General features: G+C 63.2%; 17 protein-coding genes. 10 read left to right on the plus strand and 7 right to left on the minus strand.

Annotated features, from left to right (window positions below):
• Positions 1-16: 16 nt before the first annotated feature.
• Both BN4332_RS31980 and BN4332_RS31985 read right to left on the minus strand, forming a co-directional pair.
• Positions 17-637, minus strand: coding sequence for a hypothetical protein (locus tag BN4332_RS31980; protein ID WP_235654368.1), 621 nt, complete (start codon positions 635-637; stop codon positions 17-19).
• Positions 634-1,614 (minus strand): ParA family protein, encoded by a 981-nt coding sequence (locus BN4332_RS31985; RefSeq protein ID WP_066904247.1) that lies wholly within the window; start codon positions 1,612-1,614, stop codon positions 634-636. The genes BN4332_RS31980 and BN4332_RS31985 overlap by 4 nt, the downstream gene beginning before the upstream one ends.
• Before the next feature lie 1,513 nt (positions 1,615-3,127).
• Here BN4332_RS31985 and BN4332_RS34785 point away from each other — a divergent pair.
• The 3 genes from BN4332_RS34785 (at position 3,128) to BN4332_RS34790 (ending at position 6,613) form a co-directional block, all read left to right on the plus strand.
• The gene (locus tag BN4332_RS34785; RefSeq protein ID WP_074133263.1) at positions 3,128-4,210 is read left to right on the plus strand and encodes a transglycosylase SLT domain-containing protein; all 1,083 of its coding nucleotides are present in this window, start codon (positions 3,128-3,130) and stop codon (positions 4,208-4,210) included.
• 460 nt (positions 4,211-4,670) lie between these two features.
• Positions 4,671-5,564, plus strand: a complete 894-nt coding sequence (locus BN4332_RS32000) for a hypothetical protein (RefSeq protein WP_066904253.1) — start codon at positions 4,671-4,673, stop codon at positions 5,562-5,564.
• A gap of 236 nt (positions 5,565-5,800) precedes the next feature.
• Positions 5,801-6,613 carry a PH domain-containing protein gene (locus BN4332_RS34790; RefSeq protein WP_160110988.1) on the plus strand — a complete coding sequence of 271 codons (813 nt, stop codon included), beginning with the start codon at positions 5,801-5,803 and terminating at the stop codon, positions 6,611-6,613.
• A gap of 84 nt (positions 6,614-6,697) precedes the next feature.
• On the opposite strand, the gene BN4332_RS33485 is transcribed toward BN4332_RS34790, so the two are convergent.
• From BN4332_RS33485 to BN4332_RS34995, 4 genes are all read right to left on the minus strand, one after another.
• Positions 6,698-7,072, minus strand: coding sequence for a hypothetical protein (locus BN4332_RS33485; protein WP_160110989.1), 375 nt, complete (start codon positions 7,070-7,072; stop codon positions 6,698-6,700).
• 197 nt (positions 7,073-7,269) lie between these two features.
• Positions 7,270-8,328 carry a TnsA endonuclease N-terminal domain-containing protein gene (locus BN4332_RS32010; RefSeq protein WP_066904260.1) on the minus strand — a complete coding sequence of 353 codons (1,059 nt, stop codon included), beginning with the start codon at positions 8,326-8,328 and terminating at the stop codon, positions 7,270-7,272.
• A gap of 81 nt (positions 8,329-8,409) precedes the next feature.
• A complete protein-coding gene (locus BN4332_RS32015) occupies positions 8,410-9,885 on the minus strand; it encodes a hypothetical protein (RefSeq protein WP_160110990.1) in 1,476 nt (491 codons plus the stop codon).
• 47 nt (positions 9,886-9,932) lie between these two features.
• Positions 9,933-10,061: a hypothetical protein gene (locus BN4332_RS34995; protein ID WP_264077646.1), complete on the minus strand. Its 129-nt coding sequence runs from the start codon at positions 10,059-10,061 to the stop codon at positions 9,933-9,935.
• 162 nt (positions 10,062-10,223) lie between these two features.
• On the opposite strand from BN4332_RS34995, the gene BN4332_RS35020 reads away from it, so the two are divergent.
• The gene (locus BN4332_RS35020; RefSeq protein WP_066904265.1) at positions 10,224-11,297 is read left to right on the plus strand and encodes a C40 family peptidase; all 1,074 of its coding nucleotides are present in this window, start codon (positions 10,224-10,226) and stop codon (positions 11,295-11,297) included.
• 19 nt (positions 11,298-11,316) lie between these two features.
• Here BN4332_RS35020 and BN4332_RS32025 read toward each other — a convergent pair whose 3' ends face one another.
• The gene (locus tag BN4332_RS32025) at positions 11,317-11,928 is read right to left on the minus strand and encodes a helix-turn-helix domain-containing protein (protein ID WP_160110991.1); all 612 of its coding nucleotides are present in this window, start codon (positions 11,926-11,928) and stop codon (positions 11,317-11,319) included.
• A gap of 141 nt (positions 11,929-12,069) precedes the next feature.
• Here BN4332_RS32025 and BN4332_RS32030 point away from each other — a divergent pair, with 141 nt between their 5' ends.
• From BN4332_RS32030 to BN4332_RS32065, 6 genes are all read left to right on the plus strand, one after another.
• A complete protein-coding gene (locus BN4332_RS32030) occupies positions 12,070-12,684 on the plus strand; it encodes a hypothetical protein (RefSeq protein ID WP_066904271.1) in 615 nt (204 codons plus the stop codon).
• Between the two features lie 74 nt (positions 12,685-12,758).
• Complete coding sequence (locus tag BN4332_RS32035; RefSeq protein WP_066904274.1) at positions 12,759-13,199, plus strand: WhiB family transcriptional regulator; 441 nt, start codon at positions 12,759-12,761, stop codon at positions 13,197-13,199.
• Entirely contained in the window at positions 13,192-13,557 is a 366-nt protein-coding gene (locus tag BN4332_RS32040) for a hypothetical protein (protein ID WP_066904277.1), read from the plus strand. The genes BN4332_RS32035 and BN4332_RS32040 overlap by 8 nt, the downstream gene beginning before the upstream one ends.
• A 1,052-nt stretch (positions 13,558-14,609) precedes the next feature.
• The gene (locus BN4332_RS32055; RefSeq protein WP_066904283.1) at positions 14,610-15,485 is read left to right on the plus strand and encodes an alpha/beta fold hydrolase; all 876 of its coding nucleotides are present in this window, start codon (positions 14,610-14,612) and stop codon (positions 15,483-15,485) included.
• A 170-nt stretch (positions 15,486-15,655) separates the two neighbouring features.
• Positions 15,656-16,780: a DNA-methyltransferase gene (locus BN4332_RS32060; protein ID WP_074133265.1), complete on the plus strand. Its 1,125-nt coding sequence runs from the start codon at positions 15,656-15,658 to the stop codon at positions 16,778-16,780.
• Between the two features lie 405 nt (positions 16,781-17,185).
• Positions 17,186-17,644, plus strand: coding sequence for a hypothetical protein (locus BN4332_RS32065; RefSeq protein ID WP_160110992.1), 459 nt, complete (start codon positions 17,186-17,188; stop codon positions 17,642-17,644).
• The last annotated feature ends 4 nt before the right edge of the window (positions 17,645-17,648 follow it).

Genomic DNA, 17,648 nt, shown 5'->3' on the forward strand with positions numbered 1-17,648 from the left:
GGGAGAGCAAGCCTCGTTACGGCGCGGTGTCCTTCCTGCCGGGCAGAAACGCATTGAGTACCGGCGCAATCCAGGTTGACCTCGTGTCGAAGCCCAATTCTGCTCCGATCCGGTCGATGACCTCTTCCTGCTGAGGTGTTGGGCTGAACGCGATCTGCGCACTGCCGCCACCGAGATAGCGCACCGCGGAGGGGTCCGCTGGGAACAGATCGTTCGTTGGAGCGGTGCTGTACCGCGACTCCTTGATGATGTCAGCGAGCTTTCCGTCCTTGTGGTGCTGGCTGATCGCCTCCAACACCACGTGCAAGTTGGTCGACTTCGCGGAGTGTCGGTAGTTCTCGAACCGCTTTTTGACTCCAGGACTGACATAGACCGCGCTGGTTGGCTTTGTCCGGGTACGCGGCCGGCCTGGCTTCCGCGCAGCAGGTTTCGGCTCCGGTGTGGGTTCCGGTACTGCCCTCACCGGGGGCTCGTCCAGGTCCGGCACGCGCGGTGCTGCCGGTCGATCCGGCACAGGGGTCAGCGGAGCAGCAGGCGGATCACCCACGAGGCCGGCCAGACCAGAGCCGCGGCTCTTTGTTGGTTTGGTGATGTCGCCGAGATTCTCTGCGGGCAGCTGTTGCGGGGTCAAGCTCATGGCCATACTCCTTCTTCGATCATGTCGGCACGGGTCTGCGATCCACGTCTGAGAATCTCGCCTGTCAGTTCTGCGAAGTCCTCGGCAACTCCGGCAGATGTCTTGCTGACGACGGCATTGGCGTCGGCCTTCCCCTTTCGGATCGCCGACCGCGAGGGATTGTTCGCGATTTGCAACTCGAGTTCGTGGGCCAACCGACCGAACTTGGGCACGTCTCTGCCAACTGCTTCCGAATGGCGAATGAAGGACTTGAACATCACGTCCTCGTTCTGGCCCAGGTCCGCTGCAACATTCTTACCGTGCTCCTCGCGGATCTTCCGCGACGAGCCACCTGACGCAAACACAAAGCAGCCCAGCAGCATCACGTATGGATTGAGCTCTCGCATCGCCCTCAGATCGCCGGCCAACTCTCGCAGCCCAGTCCTCGACAGGTCATCAGTCTTCATCGGAACAACCACGAACCGTGCCGCGCACAGGGCTGCCTGAAGCAGCAACTGGTTCTCCGGCGGCGAGTCAATGAAGATCACCCCGTACTGATGACTGATCTGCTGAAGTGCCACCGCCAGCGACATCAATACCTGTTTGGCCGCTTGCGGATTCCCCATTTCGGCTGCCAACACCGGTGCGATACGGCGGACATACGGACCACCAGGCACCACATCAAGCCCTGGCCGCACATCACGAACCGGACTCAGCGCAGCCCCAGCGGTGATCGCGCTGTACAGGTTCCTGCCTTTGTCGTCGGCCTCCGAGTTGGCGAAGCCCAACATGTTCGCGACGTTGCCCTGACCGTTCAGATCGACCAGGAGAACGCGGGCACCATCAGAGGCGACGAGAGCGGCGCCGTGTGTGGAACACGTTGTTTTGCCCACCCCGCCCTTGCCGTTCGCGTACAGGTAAACATTGCCGAGCTTGCTCCAATTGACCGCGGGTTCTACCAGCCCAGATTCACCCCAAGCGGCTACGCTACTAGTCATGCGGGCGCCTCACTCTGCGTTGATCGGGAGTCCATTGCGTGCGCCGCACTGCAACCCATCGGGTGCTGTCCGCCACGCGTTTCCGTGCGGGTCAAAGTCTATGGCTCTGGACGCGACGCGCCATTCGACACCACGCCGCGCGCATCGCCCATCAGTAAGTGCTGGGCACGCTATGGCGCACCGTTGCGGCAGGCATTGCGGAGGCCACAGCAAACAGCACTCGGTCCCGGGCATCGTTCGTGGCCCCGCTCGCGATACCGGCTGGCGTCCGGCCCGGAGCTGCGGTACGGACGCCGCGTCGCGCACCTGTCTGCGCCTGTCTTCCGGTGTCGCAACGGGTGTGGTGCACCGCCAATTGTGCGATCGGTGCACACGCGCGATGTCTCGCACTCTGCCTAATGCGTCCAATAACTGCATGTCAGATGCTGCGCCGTGCACGTTCCCGCATCTCCTCCGGTATGGGTCGCAATACCTGACCGGATACCTGCCTCAATACCTGGAAGGAAACCATGCTCTCAATAGTGCGCGGTATTGATCGCGATGCTTCCTGTGTGGCACTGGTCGCCACTCTGCCGCAACCGGTGCACCGTGTTGTCGCGGTTGACAGCAACCATGTACGCGCCACCGTGGCGGACACAGTGGCGCGATTCGTTGCGCCCGAAACCTGGTCGAAAATTCGTTTCATCGTTGGGCGTGTCGCGCGTTGCGTTGTCTGCACCGAGCCGTGCAGCGGCGTTATGACGCAGACCTCGGTCGATACACGTATCTCAACGCCGTGCGTCGCAACACACGAAATGCATTGCACAGCATCACCACTTATGTCGCTCTCTGCACGCCGACATATGCGCATACCGATCAATCGCGCGGCTCTGCCTAGAACACGTCCGCATGTGAGCAGTGCAATCCACAACCGTGCATCGAAACCCGTTGTCCGACATACGTCCAGCACTGTCAACAGTGGTATCTAGCTCACAGCGCCGAAGCGCACTAGATCGGACACGGGTGAATCAGCTGCGCCCGCAACGCGATACAAGACGGGCGCCGAAGCTGTGTACACGACACGGCGCCAAACTGCGTAATCGACCCAGTTGTCAATCCGTGCCCGTGCCGGTGCATTCACCCCAGCCAACGTGGCGAGCGCACCGGGCCATCCATATCCTCTGGCCGGTGATCGCTCTCACTTGCTGCCGCCCTGACCTGGGCATTTGCAGGCGAACCACCAGCGGAACCACCGAAGCGACACACGTTTCTGCCCCTAGCTGCCCGTCTGGCTGAAGAACCCCGTCCATAGGCGGTATCTATCCGGGAAGGTCCAGTTCGGGGCTCAGCAGGCACCGCAGCGGCTTCTCCCAGGTCGCAGACAGCGTCTCAGCCCATACGGCGCTGTGTGCCCAGCAGCGGGGGATAGGCCGAAGCATTCAAGAGTGAGGGCGGACGGCTTCCCAAATCTGAGTTCGGTGAAGTTGGGGTGGGTGTTGGAGGTTGGTGGTGGTGTTCGTTCATACTGCGGGGCATGTCACTTGATGCGCTTGTGGCCGAGGCCGGCCAGGTGCTCGGTGACGCGCGCAAGATGTTCGGCCCGGCGCCGACGGCCGGCGGATGGTCGAGCACACCGGCGCTGAGCGCTGGTAAGGACAGTTTGGCCCAGGCCGGGGGAGTGCTGGCGGGGTGGGGCGGGGCGAGCGCGACGACGCATCTGTCGGCCAGCGGCGGTCGTGTGGTGGCTCTGGACAATGTGATCGGCGCTGATCGAGGAACTGCGCCGGGTTTCACGGGGGCGGCCCAGACCTCTCAGTCTGGTGGTGGCGGGATGGACGACGTCAACGCCGACACGCGTAGGGGAGTGGCTGCGATTGCTCCCAGCACCGACACCCCGGCCGGTAAGACCCAGTTGGTCAACCATCTGCAGTCCCAGCTCGACCGTGCCAAAGCGTTGCTCAAGGTTTCCGAGTCACGCAACGTGATGTTGGCCAATGCGATTCGCAGCGCTGCAGGAGGCTATGGCGGCGGTATGCCGATGGGTGGCGGCATGGGTGGCCCGATGGGCGGCGGGATGCCCATGGGCGGCGGGGGAATGGGCGGTGGTGGACTACCCGGCCTCGGCGGCGCCGGCCTGATCCCCAACCTCTCCGCCTTCACCCGCAACAGCTCGTCCCGGCGGGTTTCATCCTCGTCGGCCTCTAGTTTGAATCTTCGAACGCCGGTGCCGTCAGGCCCGGGCACCGAAGCGTTCCGCGCCGCGGTACGACACGCCCTCGACATCAAGGGCATCACCAACCCGCGAGCGCGCGCCTACTGGGAAAACGGCATGATGGTCGTCGCCGACCGCGAGTCGGACTTCAACAACCGCGCGGTCAACAACTCTGACTCGAACGCCCAGAACGGCGATCCCTCCGCAGGCACTCTGCAGTTCATCAAGGCCACATTCGACGCCTACCACGAACCAGGTACCTCAACCGACCGTAGCGACAACGTCGCTCAAGCTGCGGCCTTCATCAACTACGCGATGGGCCGCTATGGCGTTAGTCCCGACGGGCATGACCTGGCCGCCAAGATCCAACAGGCCGACCCGACGAGACCGCCGAAAGGCTACTGACACAACCGATTCATTGTCGTGGTTGTCGGTTGCCATTCTCGACGGCGCGTTGCCATTTGAGGTGGCGCGGCTTGGCGCGTGCGCCATCTGGATGGCAAGAGGGCTGACGGATACCGGGTTCCTGGTCGCGACGGTGCCGCGTTCGCAGCGTAGGGCCAGATGCCCTGGAACCTGTCGCGACACTCATGACAATGAGGTTGACCTTGCGTGCTGAGTGGTTGGCACGGAGGTACTCACGACGTGCTCCCGGATCATCGCTGAGGTGCTGCCCACTGCGACGCCGTTTTCGATCTCCTTGATCCCCGCGGGAGCGCCAGTGGTGGAGTATTGGATATACCCTGCATCCCCTGGGTCCGAGGAACCCGTGCACCTCACCGTCGGTGACTTTCGGATTCCGGCTGACCCGGCAGTGAACCGACCACCGTGAGATCGACCAGCAGAAAGTCACGAACTATTCGCCATGACCAAGAGAAAAAGCGGGCAGAAGCAGCCGGCGGGGAAATACGCCCCGCAGGCGATTAGCGACGAGGACTTTGTTGCCGGTGCTATTGCGCTGGGCCAGAGGCTAACGCGCCATCTGTCAGCGTTGGAGAGCGGTGAGCCGGGCGCGGTCGCCGATGTGGCAGCGGTGCTACGGACGCTAATCGCCAGGGGTGAAGGCGATGACGTTATCCGAAAGCTGTGCAAAAGGAAACGTGTGCCCCTACCTGATGTGCTGGTCACGACCGCCGCAAATGATGCTCCGTCAGTCGTACTCTCTGCCGGCGCCATACCGGTGACGCCGGAGGACCACGACCATCCGCACCAGATCGCAACGCGTATGGTCAGGTTCGACGTGTGGTCAGACATGACGGCTTTGGTCGTTCGCGGGGGAAATCCGCGCAGGGCGAACAATTGGGACCGTGTTATCTCAATGTACGCCAACACCTTTGGTTCGCACTTGAGCGGAACGATACCTTCGACGCTATTAGAGACGTCATCGATAATGAGTGGCGAACTGGACCTGGGAGAGTATCTTATCTTCTGCGCGGGCATCGTCGCTGAGAGTGCACTCAACCAGGTGTTGGATGCGTTGGCTGAAAAGCCGATTATTGTGCCCCACAAGCAAGGTCGGAAGCCGAATCCGTTAGCCCACTTGACGCTTCGAGACGACGTTCGCGGCGTTGGCGAACCCGAACTAGAGCTCGCATTCATGCCGGCAGGCCTCAAAATTGGCGACGATGAGATCGACGTCCTGAAACTTCATTTCGCGGACCGATACATGAAGGCCTCGTACCACCGAAAATCGGACGGGAAAGTATATGGGAGGATGACGTACTCGCAGCAAGTCCCGGAATGGTGGATTCATCAGTGATGCGGGTGTTGGATTCCGTTGCCGCAGATCGTCCTGAATCAATCCGTGGTTCATCCGACGCAGACACGCTTTCCAGCGGCCCGATGGCCGTCTTGCGGCGGGTCGATTTCTTCGAAACTAGGCGGATGGCGAAGGCGCATTCCCTGCCGCATGAGTCTTGCGTGGGCTGTCCGTGAAGACTGCAGATAGTTCTGAACGCCAATACTGGGCGGCTGGCAGCGGTCTACGATTCGGTGGTGGCAATCGTTCGAAATTCGGCGACCCGGATTCTGGCACCCTACGAGAGCGCTTACCCTGCAGTTCTGTCCGCGATGCAAGCGGTCGGGATCGAGGTGCCAACGCCGGCCAACCCGATCGTTGGTGAATCCAAACGCTCGCTGCGGAAGAACCGCTGGGCCGCAACGGTGACTGCGGCCGTGCGTCCAGAGACAGACGCAACCACCGTGATCGACTGGTCTGTGGACATGTTCGGCGACAAACACCACAACGTACTTGCCGAGATCCTGGAGGCAACCACTATCCCGATCGACGACCTGGGCGTCGGTGAGGCCCTGAACCGTCTAGGCAAGATGGGCCGCTTCTTCGGTCACCTCGAAGCAGGTGCCCTCGCCAACTACGTTCACCTCGATGAGCGCGTCGTTGAGCTCGCTCAGGGCCTCTACCGGGACCGCCAGGGAATGCTGGTCCTGACTACGCAGCGCTTGTTCTTCTTCGACAAGAGCCTGCTGGGCGCGAAAGTTGAGGAGTTCGACTTCTCGTCCATCGGGTCGGTGGGCTTTTCGAAAAGATTGGGCGGCGAGGCGATCGATATCTCGATGTCGGGACGCTCTGCTCAGATCAGCCAGGTCGCGCACGGTCGAGCCGAGACGTTCATCGCGGCGTTCCGCGCCATACGATCCGGCGCACCGACCACGAACACGCAGTCAGCCCCAGCACCAACACCAGATCTGGCTGGTCAGATCCGCAAGCTTGCCGAGCTGCGCGATGCCGGGATTCTCACTGACGACGAGTTCGTCGAGAAGAAGGCCGAACTCCTCGCACGCATGTGATCAAGTAACTCCCGTGTCTGCGCACACCACGGCGCACCAATCACCAATCCGGGACAAGCGAGAGCCGACATGAGGGCGGCAACGCTACGACTCGGCGCACATAAAATTGGTGCCTGCCGCGGAACTGAAGGCGCCTCGCACATATGAATCGGCTTCGCTCGCCGTGATGTGGTAGCGCGCGATCAATTTGTTGGCGATGGTTAAGGCATCTGTCTCACCGGAGTTGACCATCGCGCAAGCGTCGCGTCGGGCGCCGAGTGAGCGATCGTTTCCAGGATCCGCGATATAAGTTCCGCCTACACCTGGGCAACCGGACTGGTCGTAGTTTTCCCCATCGCCGCAGTGCGGGTTCGGGATGGCATTCGCAGCCGGCGCAGCGACGATGAAGCCCGCCATCAGCAGGCCTGCCACGATCGACGTTACAGCGCCGATACCGCTGCTCAATCTGATCTGTCGCACAGGGACACCGTATCGTCCGCCAAGCGGATCGATCGCTGAATGAGCTCCCAGAATTCGCGCGCAAGGCGGGTCCACGGGTCCCGTTTTAGGATCCGCCATCTTGATGGCAGAACGCATCCGCCAACTCCGTGGCAACGCGGGGAAACATGCAGTTCAGGGCGTCGTCGCCGTCGTCGCCCGCCATCGAAAATGGCAGCCTACAGTGCTGGTGTTGTGCTGCCGGTTGGGATGCCGTATCGGTCAGTCCACACCAGCCAGCCCCATCCGCGGCTGTGCGCGAAACTGCGTCCGGCGTCGAACTTGTTCTGATTCACCGCGTACCCGACCTCGTAGATCGGCTTCACCTCAATCAGCACCGTGCGGCCATCGCGCAGTTGTGCCACGACATCGGGGTAGTACGGCCTTGCATGACCGCCCCACTGGTAAGGGACACGTACGGGTTGTTCTTGAAATGTTTCCACCAAGGAGCTGTCGTTCAAGATGCGCAACAGCCGCGCCTCGAACCGGCTATCCCAGGCGGCGTCGCGGCCCAGCTTGTCGAGAAATGTTGCGCCGCGTCCTTCTTCATCGATATCTACGCGGCGAGCCGCGTGGCTGGGAATCGGGAAGGGGGACATGGTGGTGTCGGCCGGCCACTCGACGTGACTGAGCCAGCGTTGCAGGTGTGAGGTGGCGTAGGTGTCGGCTACGACCGCTTTGCGCTCAATGCGCTCTAGCTCTCGCAGCCGATGGCGAACTCTCCCGACTCGGGAGCGGACCTCGTTGGCAAGCTGTTTGGCGTCGGACACCCGATGCCCGGCGAGGCGTAATTTCATGACTGCGAAACTCTTTGTCAACGGGCCGGTCTCGGTCGCGCATGCCTCCAGAGCGAGCCGCCGAACAACTGGCTCAACATCTGCGGCGGGACCGTACCGCTCAGTCAACGTATCGCGGGCATTTCTATCCTCCACAGACTTGAGAGCCCGGCCGGCCACTCGCATCACGGAACGGTCGACGAGTTGGCGGACCCGCTCGCGTGATATCCCATGTTGGTCGCCGATCTCCTGCAAGGTGGCGCGATCCTGGCCGTCTAGGCCGAATCGGGCCGTCAAGATGCTGCGCTCGTAGTCATCGCGGGAGTAGCGGCTCAGCATCGAGGACACCAGCTCGTGGACCGGTGCGACGTCGCAGCCCAGCTCATCGAGCCAGACGCAGAAAGGATCGACGTCACCGGGATGTGCCAGCGGCGGTGGAGACAACGGCTGACGGCAGGCCATGGGATCAAACGGTAGCGGTGACTTCCGACATGCGGTGGCCGGTAGAGGTGGTTCAGCGGCAACGGGTCATCCGCGCCTGCATCAACAATCTCGGGTTCGGCTCCACCACCGTCGCACACGGGGCGTGCGCGAGGGCAACTCAGTAACCGGCCGCGTTTCCTGCTCGACGGCGGGTTTGCCAGGCTGTGGGGGAGCGACTCCGAGCACAGCGGTGCGTATGGCTTCGAAATCGCGCCGACGCCATGCGTCGAAAAGCGCAATGGTCGTGACGACCGGGATCGTCAAAGACTGCACGAATTCCGGTCTTGTGTACGCCTGGTGGGCGCGGTCGCCGGGATAGGTCTTGATCTGATGGTTGATGACGAGCGAAACGCCCTCGATCGCAACGTCTGGCCGTAGGGCTGACCAGGTGTCGAGGTGTTTCCGTGCATCTCCAACAAGTTTCTCTGAGGCATTGCCCGACTCGCTTTTGACCTCGACCAGGCGCTGTCGAGCTTGGTAGGTGACGAGTAGGTCAGCGCTTGCAGTGTTCTTGAGGTCGCTGTCGAGGGGAACAGCCGTCATCCCGGCGTCCGTCAGCACTGCCGCGACAGCATCCTCGAGAGATGTGGACCTGCCGTACAACAGGTTGAAACGCACCTCGTCTGCAGCGGAACGGGCTTCCTCGAGTATCTCGCCGAGCTGCTCGCACTGCACCCGGTATTGCTCGTCGAGTTCCGCCCGGGCCGCAGCCGCGGACGTTTCGGCAACAGTCTGCAGGGCAGGATCTTCGCCGAGATTGGCGTGGATTCGGCGTACCGCCGACGGCACGAACTCTGGAATGGCATGCTGCGCCAGCCATTCCAGAACGGTCTTCCAGGACGACAACCAAGGAATGATGTAATGACGGAGCTGCTCATCCGGGGAGACCCACACCGCGGCGACCACTTCCCCGGTTGTCGAGACGAGCAGGGGCTGCAAGGAGCCGTCGGGTTCCACCTTCTGACCCGGTCCACCGCTTCCGGAGAAGATCATCGTTGCGCTGCGGTCCAGCGTCCACCAGTCCATGGCGAGACCACGTGTATTGATCAGCCGTAATGCCAGGTCACGATCGGCACGTCCCAAACCTTCGACGATTGCGGGAACGACAACAAGTGGCGTGCGAAAGCCGCCCACTGAACCAAAACCATTCGCAGAGCCTGGAAGGTCGACACGTTCGTCAGCTCCGCCGAAGATGTCCCGGACATTCATCTCCGATGGTGGTCTGGGATGCCCGATCATCGACACCGCCAGTGCGACCTCGTTTCGATGACGTGACCCAGTGATGAACCGTGTCCACTCGGCCGCGCCGCGGTTGAAAACCTGGCTGGGTTCGATCGCGGCAAGCGCTCCGCTGCTGTCCTCACCGATCCACCGTGGTGTCAAACCGAGAGTGCGCCAGTCGAATTGCTCCGAGGTGAGCGTTGGACGGACCCCTGTGCCGCCGAGGGATTTGTATCGCCTCACGGAGCCGTTGGGTACCTTGTCCCACAGTGCCGGCGGCGGGTAGCCGATATGTATGTCGTACGCCTCAGCCACACGACGAGGGTAACCGCCAGTTCAGACATGCCAGCATGCTTTACCGCCTACAACGTCGCCGCCGGGCCAAACATCATCGACAGTTCCCAGCGCACCAGGTCGATCCCGTTGCGCACCCGCGGATCGTCGGGATCTAGGCCTTCGGCTACCGCGGCGAGCCGCTCGTCAGCATCCATAACAGGTTCGACGCAGCCTTGGCGCGTTTGGTTCCACTGACCCGGAGCGCTTCCTGGCCCCTGCCTTCCCCAGCCTGATGCTGCACGCCACCTCATCGGGTTTTCGGTGAAGTTGGGGTGGGTGTTGGAGGTTGGTGGTGGTGTTCGTTCATACTGCGGGGCATGTCACTTGATGCGCTTGTGGCCGAGGCCGGCCAGGTGCTCGGTGACGCGCGCAAGATGTTCGGCCCGGCGCCGACGGCCGGCGGATGGTCGAGCACACCGGCGCTGAGCGCTGGTAAGGACAGTTTGGCCCAGGCCGGGGGAGTGCTGGCGGGGTGGGGCGGGGCGAGCGCGACGACGCATCTGTCGGCCAGCGGCGGTCGTGTGGTGGCTCTGGACAATGTGATCGGCGCTGATCGAGGAACTGCGCCGGGTTTCACGGGGGCGGCCCAGACCTCTCAGTCTGGTGGTGGCGGGATGGACGACGTCAACGCCGACACGCGTAGGGGAGTGGCTGCGATTGCTCCCAGCACCGACACCCCGGCCGGTAAGACCCAGTTGGTCAACCATCTGCAGTCCCAGCTCGACCGTGCCAAAGCGTTGCTCAAGGTTTCCGAGTCACGCAACGTGATGTTGGCCAATGCGATTCGCAGCGCTGCAGGAGGCTATGGCGGCGGTATGCCGATGGGTGGCGGCATGGGTGGCCCGATGGGCGGCGGGATGCCCATGGGCGGCGGGGGAATGGGCGGTGGTGGACTACCCGGCCTCGGCGGCGCCGGCCTGATCCCCAACCTCTCCGCCTTCACCCGCAGCGCTGGCTTCAAGAGAAGCGGACCCGGCGGAACATTGGGAGGGCCGGGCACGCCGGCGCTGGCCGGTTCCGGCGGCGGACCTCTGGCCCAGTCAGCGGTCAAAGCAGCGCTGTCCAAACGCGGAACCCCCTACGTATGGGGCGCTAAGGGTCCCAACGTGTTCGACTGCTCCGGGCTCACCCAGTGGGCATGGCGGCAAGCCGGCGTCACACTCGGCCCCGACACCTATAGCCAGGTAAAACAGGGTCTACCCGTGGCGCCCGGTGACGTGCAGGAAGGCGACATCATTTTTCCGAAAGGGTCATGGGATGACAGGGGGCCAGGCCACGTCATGCTGGCCATTTCGCCTACCCAGGTGGTGCACGCGCCTCAAACCGGCGACGTCGTCAAGGTCGCGCCGATGCCGGCCGATTTCGTTGCTCGTCGTCCCGTCGCTGCCTGAGGCTGGAAGCGGCCCCAACTCAGCTCACCTGACGCGCAGCATCCCGGAGAACCTCGCGCTGGCGGTGAACGTCGGCTAGCGCCGACATCGTCTCGTCGAAGGCATCCGCCGCGTGCGGAAGGCTCGCGGCAATAACCTTTTCCAACTCCAGCAACATGCGGTCGAGCTCACGCAACGTCGGACCGGTCTCTGGATCATCGTGGCGCAGCATCACCGCGATCGACTTCGTCGCGATGGCTGCTACCGCACTCGCGATCGCCATGGTGTGCACCGTGGTCGAGGCAGCACCCGTTGGCGACTGCGCCCCGACATGGGTGTGCACGACAGGCTCAGCCGCGGCCATCCGCTCTCGACCGGTGTGGCCGGCGGGCGGGTCGTCACGCAGCATCGAGCGCAGGGTGCCGGGCGGCCAGTTCAGGGCAGTTTCCAGTTTGCGCTGGTTGCCCTCGCGGGGAAAGGTGCGCCCCCGTTCCAAGAACGCGGCGGTGTTCAGAGCGACACCTGCTGCCTCAGCCAGATCGCGTTGCGTGGCCATACCCATTTCGAGACGCCGGTCAGCCACAGCCCGGCCCACACGTGCGATCGCCGGGTCAACGCCGTCCGCCTCGGGTTCCGCCTTCGCCATCGCCACTTCCCGCTCGAATGCCTCACAAACTGCTGCTCACACACTTGTGTCTTGTGAACCACAACTATAGGGCCTGATCAACCATAGAAGGCCAAACACGACCTGGTTTGTAGACATCCGCCTGTAATGGTCAACTAAAATCAACTAATGTTGAGTCAGCTCGCCCGAAAGGGGCATCCCGCCGCGACGGTCGCACCATCACCGCAGGTCACAGCCCGCACCGCGTCCATGGTCCTCATCGCTGCTGACACACTTGCCCGCGTCCGGCAGCGCTACCAACAATTCGTGGGCGATCCACGCTCAGCACTGGACCGCCCAACACTGGCCGACAGCGCCGACCGCTTCGCACGAGCACTCGCCAAGGCATTCGACGACGCAGCCGAACAGCTCACGAAGTGCTCGCCCGCAGACCCGGCGGGGGCGGCATCCGCCCTCGCCGCGGCACAAGCTGCCGAATACGCATTTGACCTGGCAGACCAACACGCCCGACGCGCAGCTCGCCACGGACTATATCCAGGCGGAACCCCGCCGCTGGATGCCCGAGAACTCGACCTCATCGAGGAGGCACGGGCCAGCCTGGAACTCGCTGCCGAATCGACCGACGCTCACATTCGGCGCAATCACTGCCTCCGCGCACAGGCACTCGTGGCATCCGCCGGAGTCGTGATCCCCGAATTGCTGGAACCGGCTTGGACCGCGATCAGCGACGACCCGGGCCACGTCGAAACCCGTGCGCACTTTTGCTCAACAAAGAGCATGTAGAAAATCAACTAAAGGCGTGATATAACAACCATAGTTGACTACACAGGGTCGTCTTTACGCAGAAGGGGTCGACAATGGCGGACACAGCGAGCGGCACTCCTCAGACACGCGGCCTGTGCCGCTACGACAATCCCGACAAGTGGTTCCCACGGCACCCCGTGCCACGCGCCCGCGTCATCCGGATCTGCAACAACTGCCCGTTTCAGCCTCAATGCGCCCAGGCCGCCCTCGATCTCGCCGAAACCGACGGCGTCTGGGCCGGCGTCCAGCTCCCGGGTGACCGCGCCGAAGACTGCGACATGGATGAGGCGCGCGAGAAGCTTCGCAAGGTCGCCGCGCGACAGCTCCATCCTCAGGAATTCAACCGCCGCAACGACATCGCCGCCGCAATGCGCTTCGTTGCCACCGAACAACGCAAGTTCGACCAGGCATGGACCAACGCCCACGCCGAACACACGCGCCGTCGCGCCGTTACCGCCGTCGCCGCCGCACGCAAGGAGCAGATCGGTGCCTGACCGAAAGTTTGAGCAGCACCTCAACACCATGCTGCGCGATGACATCCTGGCTCAACTTCGCACCGCGGCGAAGCCGCGCAGTACCAGCGAGCTGCGAGCCAACGCACCAGCTCAGCCGCTACAGCCTGGTGGAACCGAACACTATCCGCCATTGCAAGAGCGCGTGTACCGAGCTCTGCTCAAACTCCACGCCGACGGAAAGATCATCAAGCATCCCGCCCGTGGCCGCATCGTCACCTGGTCGGCAGCGCGCAGCTGCGACGACGACGAAATCGACCGCCTCGAGGACGCCTTCAACGCTCCCTGCAGCGCCTACGCGCTTCAACTCCTGCTGGGGCGAAAGGGATCACCGTCATGACGTCACGCATGGCTCCCAACGTCGGCGACGAATTGAACGATGAGTACGCAGCCCCCCAAGACTCCGCCGCTGGCCCACTGAGCTGGTCCGAAATTGCCTCTACAGGGACCATGACCGCCACCGCGCGTTCCTGCGCGGCTATCGCAGCAAGCGCAGCCGACAGCTCATCCACCTCAGCAGCAAGGGCGCACCGCTCCGCAATGTCAGCGTTGGATGCCGTGGGCAGGGCGAGCCAATCAGCTGCCAGCGGGGTGAACAGCCAGGTGAACTCGTGGTTCATCTGGTTCTTCGTACTCGGCATCCTCCTCGGTGTCATCCTCTGCCTTGCAGGGATCTTGACCACCATCCGCCTCCTTGAGGACAGCCGGCCGCCAGTCAGTGGTCAGCAACCGATAGTGGTCACCGAATACCCACTGCCTCAGCGGTTTTCGCCCTCTGACCTACCTGGCCTGATCCGAGGCTGACATGAGCGCCACCATCAGTACACCGAACCCAGGGTCCTGGCTGGCGGTGCTACTGCGCAGGCAACCACACCAAATCATCTACAACCACGGTGCGCCGTACCTGCAGCGGTGGTATCTCATTCCGCGAAACCCGCTGTGCAACATCTATCTGCACCGCTTCGTGGCATCCGACGACCCGACGTGCCACGACCATCCATGGTGGTTCGCATCGCTGATCCTCACTGGAAGCTATACCGAGGTCCAACCCAGCCGGATCACCTCCCGCCGCCCCGGCAGCCTAGCGCTACGCCAGGCCCAGCACCGCCACAGCGTGCGGCTGCCTCGCACTCCTAAGGGACACGAAATCCCTTGCCTAACTCTCGTCGTCACCGGCCCTCGCGTGCGTGACTGGGGCTTCTGGTGTCCGCTGCGCAACGGCAGCTACCGATTCGTGCCCTGGAGGCAATTCGGCCCCGGCGGTTGTGGAGAAAGCGAGAGTGAGGCACAGCCATGATCCGGCCCTCAGCGAGCATCCAACGCCTCCATACCATTCCAGCACCTGCCGCTCGAACCGGGCCACACCGGCACACGGTCCACAGCAGTGACGGTGTGAGGCTGTGCGTCTCCGATCACATCCCCGACGGGAATATCGAACACACCGTCGTGCTCCTCCACGGACTGTGCCTGCGAAGGCAGTCCTGGTACCGCCCAGCCCGAGCCCTACGCCGCCCAGGCATCCGCATCATCCAGCCCGACCACCGAGGACACGGCCGGTCCGAGCAGGCGCCGCTACACACCTACACACCAGACCGGCTCGCCCAAGACCTCGCTGAGGTCCTCACCGCTCTGCACATCACCGGCCCGCTCACCCTCGCCGGGCACTCCATGGGCGGAATGACCGCGTTGAGCTACCTTGCCCGCCCGGTCAGCCAACAACCCGTACGTCCGCAGGGACTCGTCCTTATCGCGACCTCGGCCGGCCGGCTCACCGATCACGGCCTCGGCCGCATGCTCGCTCTGCCCGGCCTGGACACCGCCATCAACCTAGCCAAGCACTTTCCCCAGGCACTCACTGAGCGAGTCATGCGCGCCCTGGCACAACCACTGTGCGATCTGGTCACCCACGACAAGAAGGTTTCCGCGTCGCTGGCCGAAGCGTTCAGATCCACTCCGACATCAACCACTCTGGGGTTCTTGCAATCCCTTAAGACCTACGACCGCCACCACGTGCTGCCCAACATCTGCGCAGCCACCACCGTAATCAGCGGGGGGACAGACCTTCTCACTCCACCCGTCCACTCCGACTCCATGGCCGCGGCTATTCCCGATGTCACGCGCATACACCTGCCCCACGCCGGCCACATGCTGCTGCACGAGGCCGCCACCACCGTCAGCGACGCAATCCTGCGCACCGCCACCAACCCAGACGTCCAGCTGTACTCGTCCGACCAGGATCAACGAACGGCCATCTCGGCGCCTGCATGACCGGCCCACCTCGGTGAAAGGAACCCCATCATGGCCACGACACTCTGCACCGATCCACGTCCAGTCGCGGCTCGACCGCCCGCACCTGCCCCCGACCTCGCCGACAATCTCACTCTCATGCTGACCGCGCGGCGCCGCCGCCACCTGCGCCGCTCCGCCTGGACAACACGATGACCCGCGCCCACAAGCATCGCGTGTCCACACTCGATCCCGCCCAGCACAGCGCGCCCCATCCCACCCTGTCACCGTACTTCCGCGACGACCAGGTGACGCTGTACCACGGCAAGGCGCTCGACGTCGCACGCGAACTCCCCAGTGGCTCAGTGGATTGCATCGTCACCAGCCCGCCATATTTCAACCTCCGCGACTACGGTGCCGAAGGACAGTACGGGCTGGAGTCAACACCAGCCGAATACGTTGCCAACCTTCGAGACCTCTTCACCGAGCTGCGCCGCGTCCTCACCGACGACGGCACCCTATGGCTCAACCTCGGCGACACCTACAGCACCCGTGCTGACGCCTCAGCTGGGCCAACCTCAGGACGCAGCCGACCCGACGTCATGCCCGGGCGAATCAACACCACCGGCACCATCGGCCGAAAGCAGCTCCTCGGAATCCCCTGGAGGGTGGCCTTCGCGCTCCAGGATGACGGCTGGATCCTGCGCCGAGACATCGTCTGGGAAAAGCCCTGCGCCAAACCCGAAAGTGTCACCGATCGACCGTCATCACGACACGAATATGTCTTCCTGCTCACGAAATCGCCGAACTACTGGTTCGACCTCGACGCCATCCGCGAATCTCACGCTGAGACCAGCATCAAAAGGGTAGCCGCCCACCGCTCACCAACAGGACGCGCCGCCCGTGAAGGCAAACCCTATGTCGGAGAAGGGAAGCGGGAAACGATGCGCCTCGACCAAATGAACCACCCCCGAGGCCGCAACCCCGGCGACGTCTGGTCGATCAGCACCATCCCATTCCCACACGCTCATTTCGCCGTCATGCCACCCACACTGGCCCAAAAGTGCGTCATTGCCGGATGCAAACCTGGAGGGACCGTCCTCGATCCGTGCAACGGTGCAGGAACAACCGGCCTGGCAGCCCAACGCACCGGGCGCCGATACATCGGCATTGACATCAACGCCGACTACCTCGACCTCTCACTACGCACACGTCTGCGCGACGCCACATTGGACTTCTGCGTCGTCGACTCCGCCGCCGACATGCCCGAACCCCACGGCCATGGCCACGACACAGCCCCCACTCTCTACAGCATCGCAAGCGAAGACGCATCGTGACCAAACCGCCCGACGACGCTCACCACCACTGCCACCGAGCGAAGGGACTGACCCTTTCATGCCCCTGACCGCGCTGATACCGCCTCCGTCGCAATGCCGCACATGCGGGCATCCGATCCGCTGGACCTACGCCTATGTGGCCGCACCGGACACCCAACAGGGCATGTCCGCATCCCGACTCGAAAAGACAGTCCTACCAAGGTGCCCCGGCGGCTGCGGACAGACCGTCAACGACCACCACCATCCGTGCGACTCCTGCTGGGACCGGTTGCCGACCGAGCTGAAACGCGGCCTGCTGCTCTCACTCACAGGTCTCGACATCAACGCTGCCCGCATCAACGTCGCCGCCTACTTGCATGCCAATCCAGCGCAGACAAGGAACCTAACCGAAAGGACGAATGAATCATGAGCACTCACACCCTCTCTCGACACATCCGTCCACCCCGCACCGTGGGGCGACGTCTTCGGCTCTTCCTGCGACATGACCCTCTCGCGCGCATCGCAAGCCCCAACGACGCGATCACGCTGGCTGATCAAACGCTGACCGGCATCGGCATCACCTACAGGGACACCATCTGGTGGTCGGGCATCGCGCGTACCCCGCTGGCCGCCCTCATCCACACGGCATCCGGGGCCGGTCATGGGCACGGAATCCAATGGGTACTCGCCACGGCCCGCCAACTGCACCTGGCTGACGTGACAGACCCGCTGTGGAACCAGGCTCAGGCATGCTGCAACCGGCCCACCACCACGATGACGCTGCGAACCGCACTTGCTCAGCTGCGGACTCTGCCGGTCGAGCATCGTCGCCACATCACCGCGTTGTTGGTCGAGGCCGCGGCCTGCCTACAGCAGAGCCGATGACCTC

Source organism: Mycolicibacterium houstonense (genome assembly GCF_900078665.2).
Classification (GTDB): Bacteria; Actinomycetota; Actinomycetes; order Mycobacteriales; family Mycobacteriaceae; genus Mycobacterium; species Mycobacterium houstonense.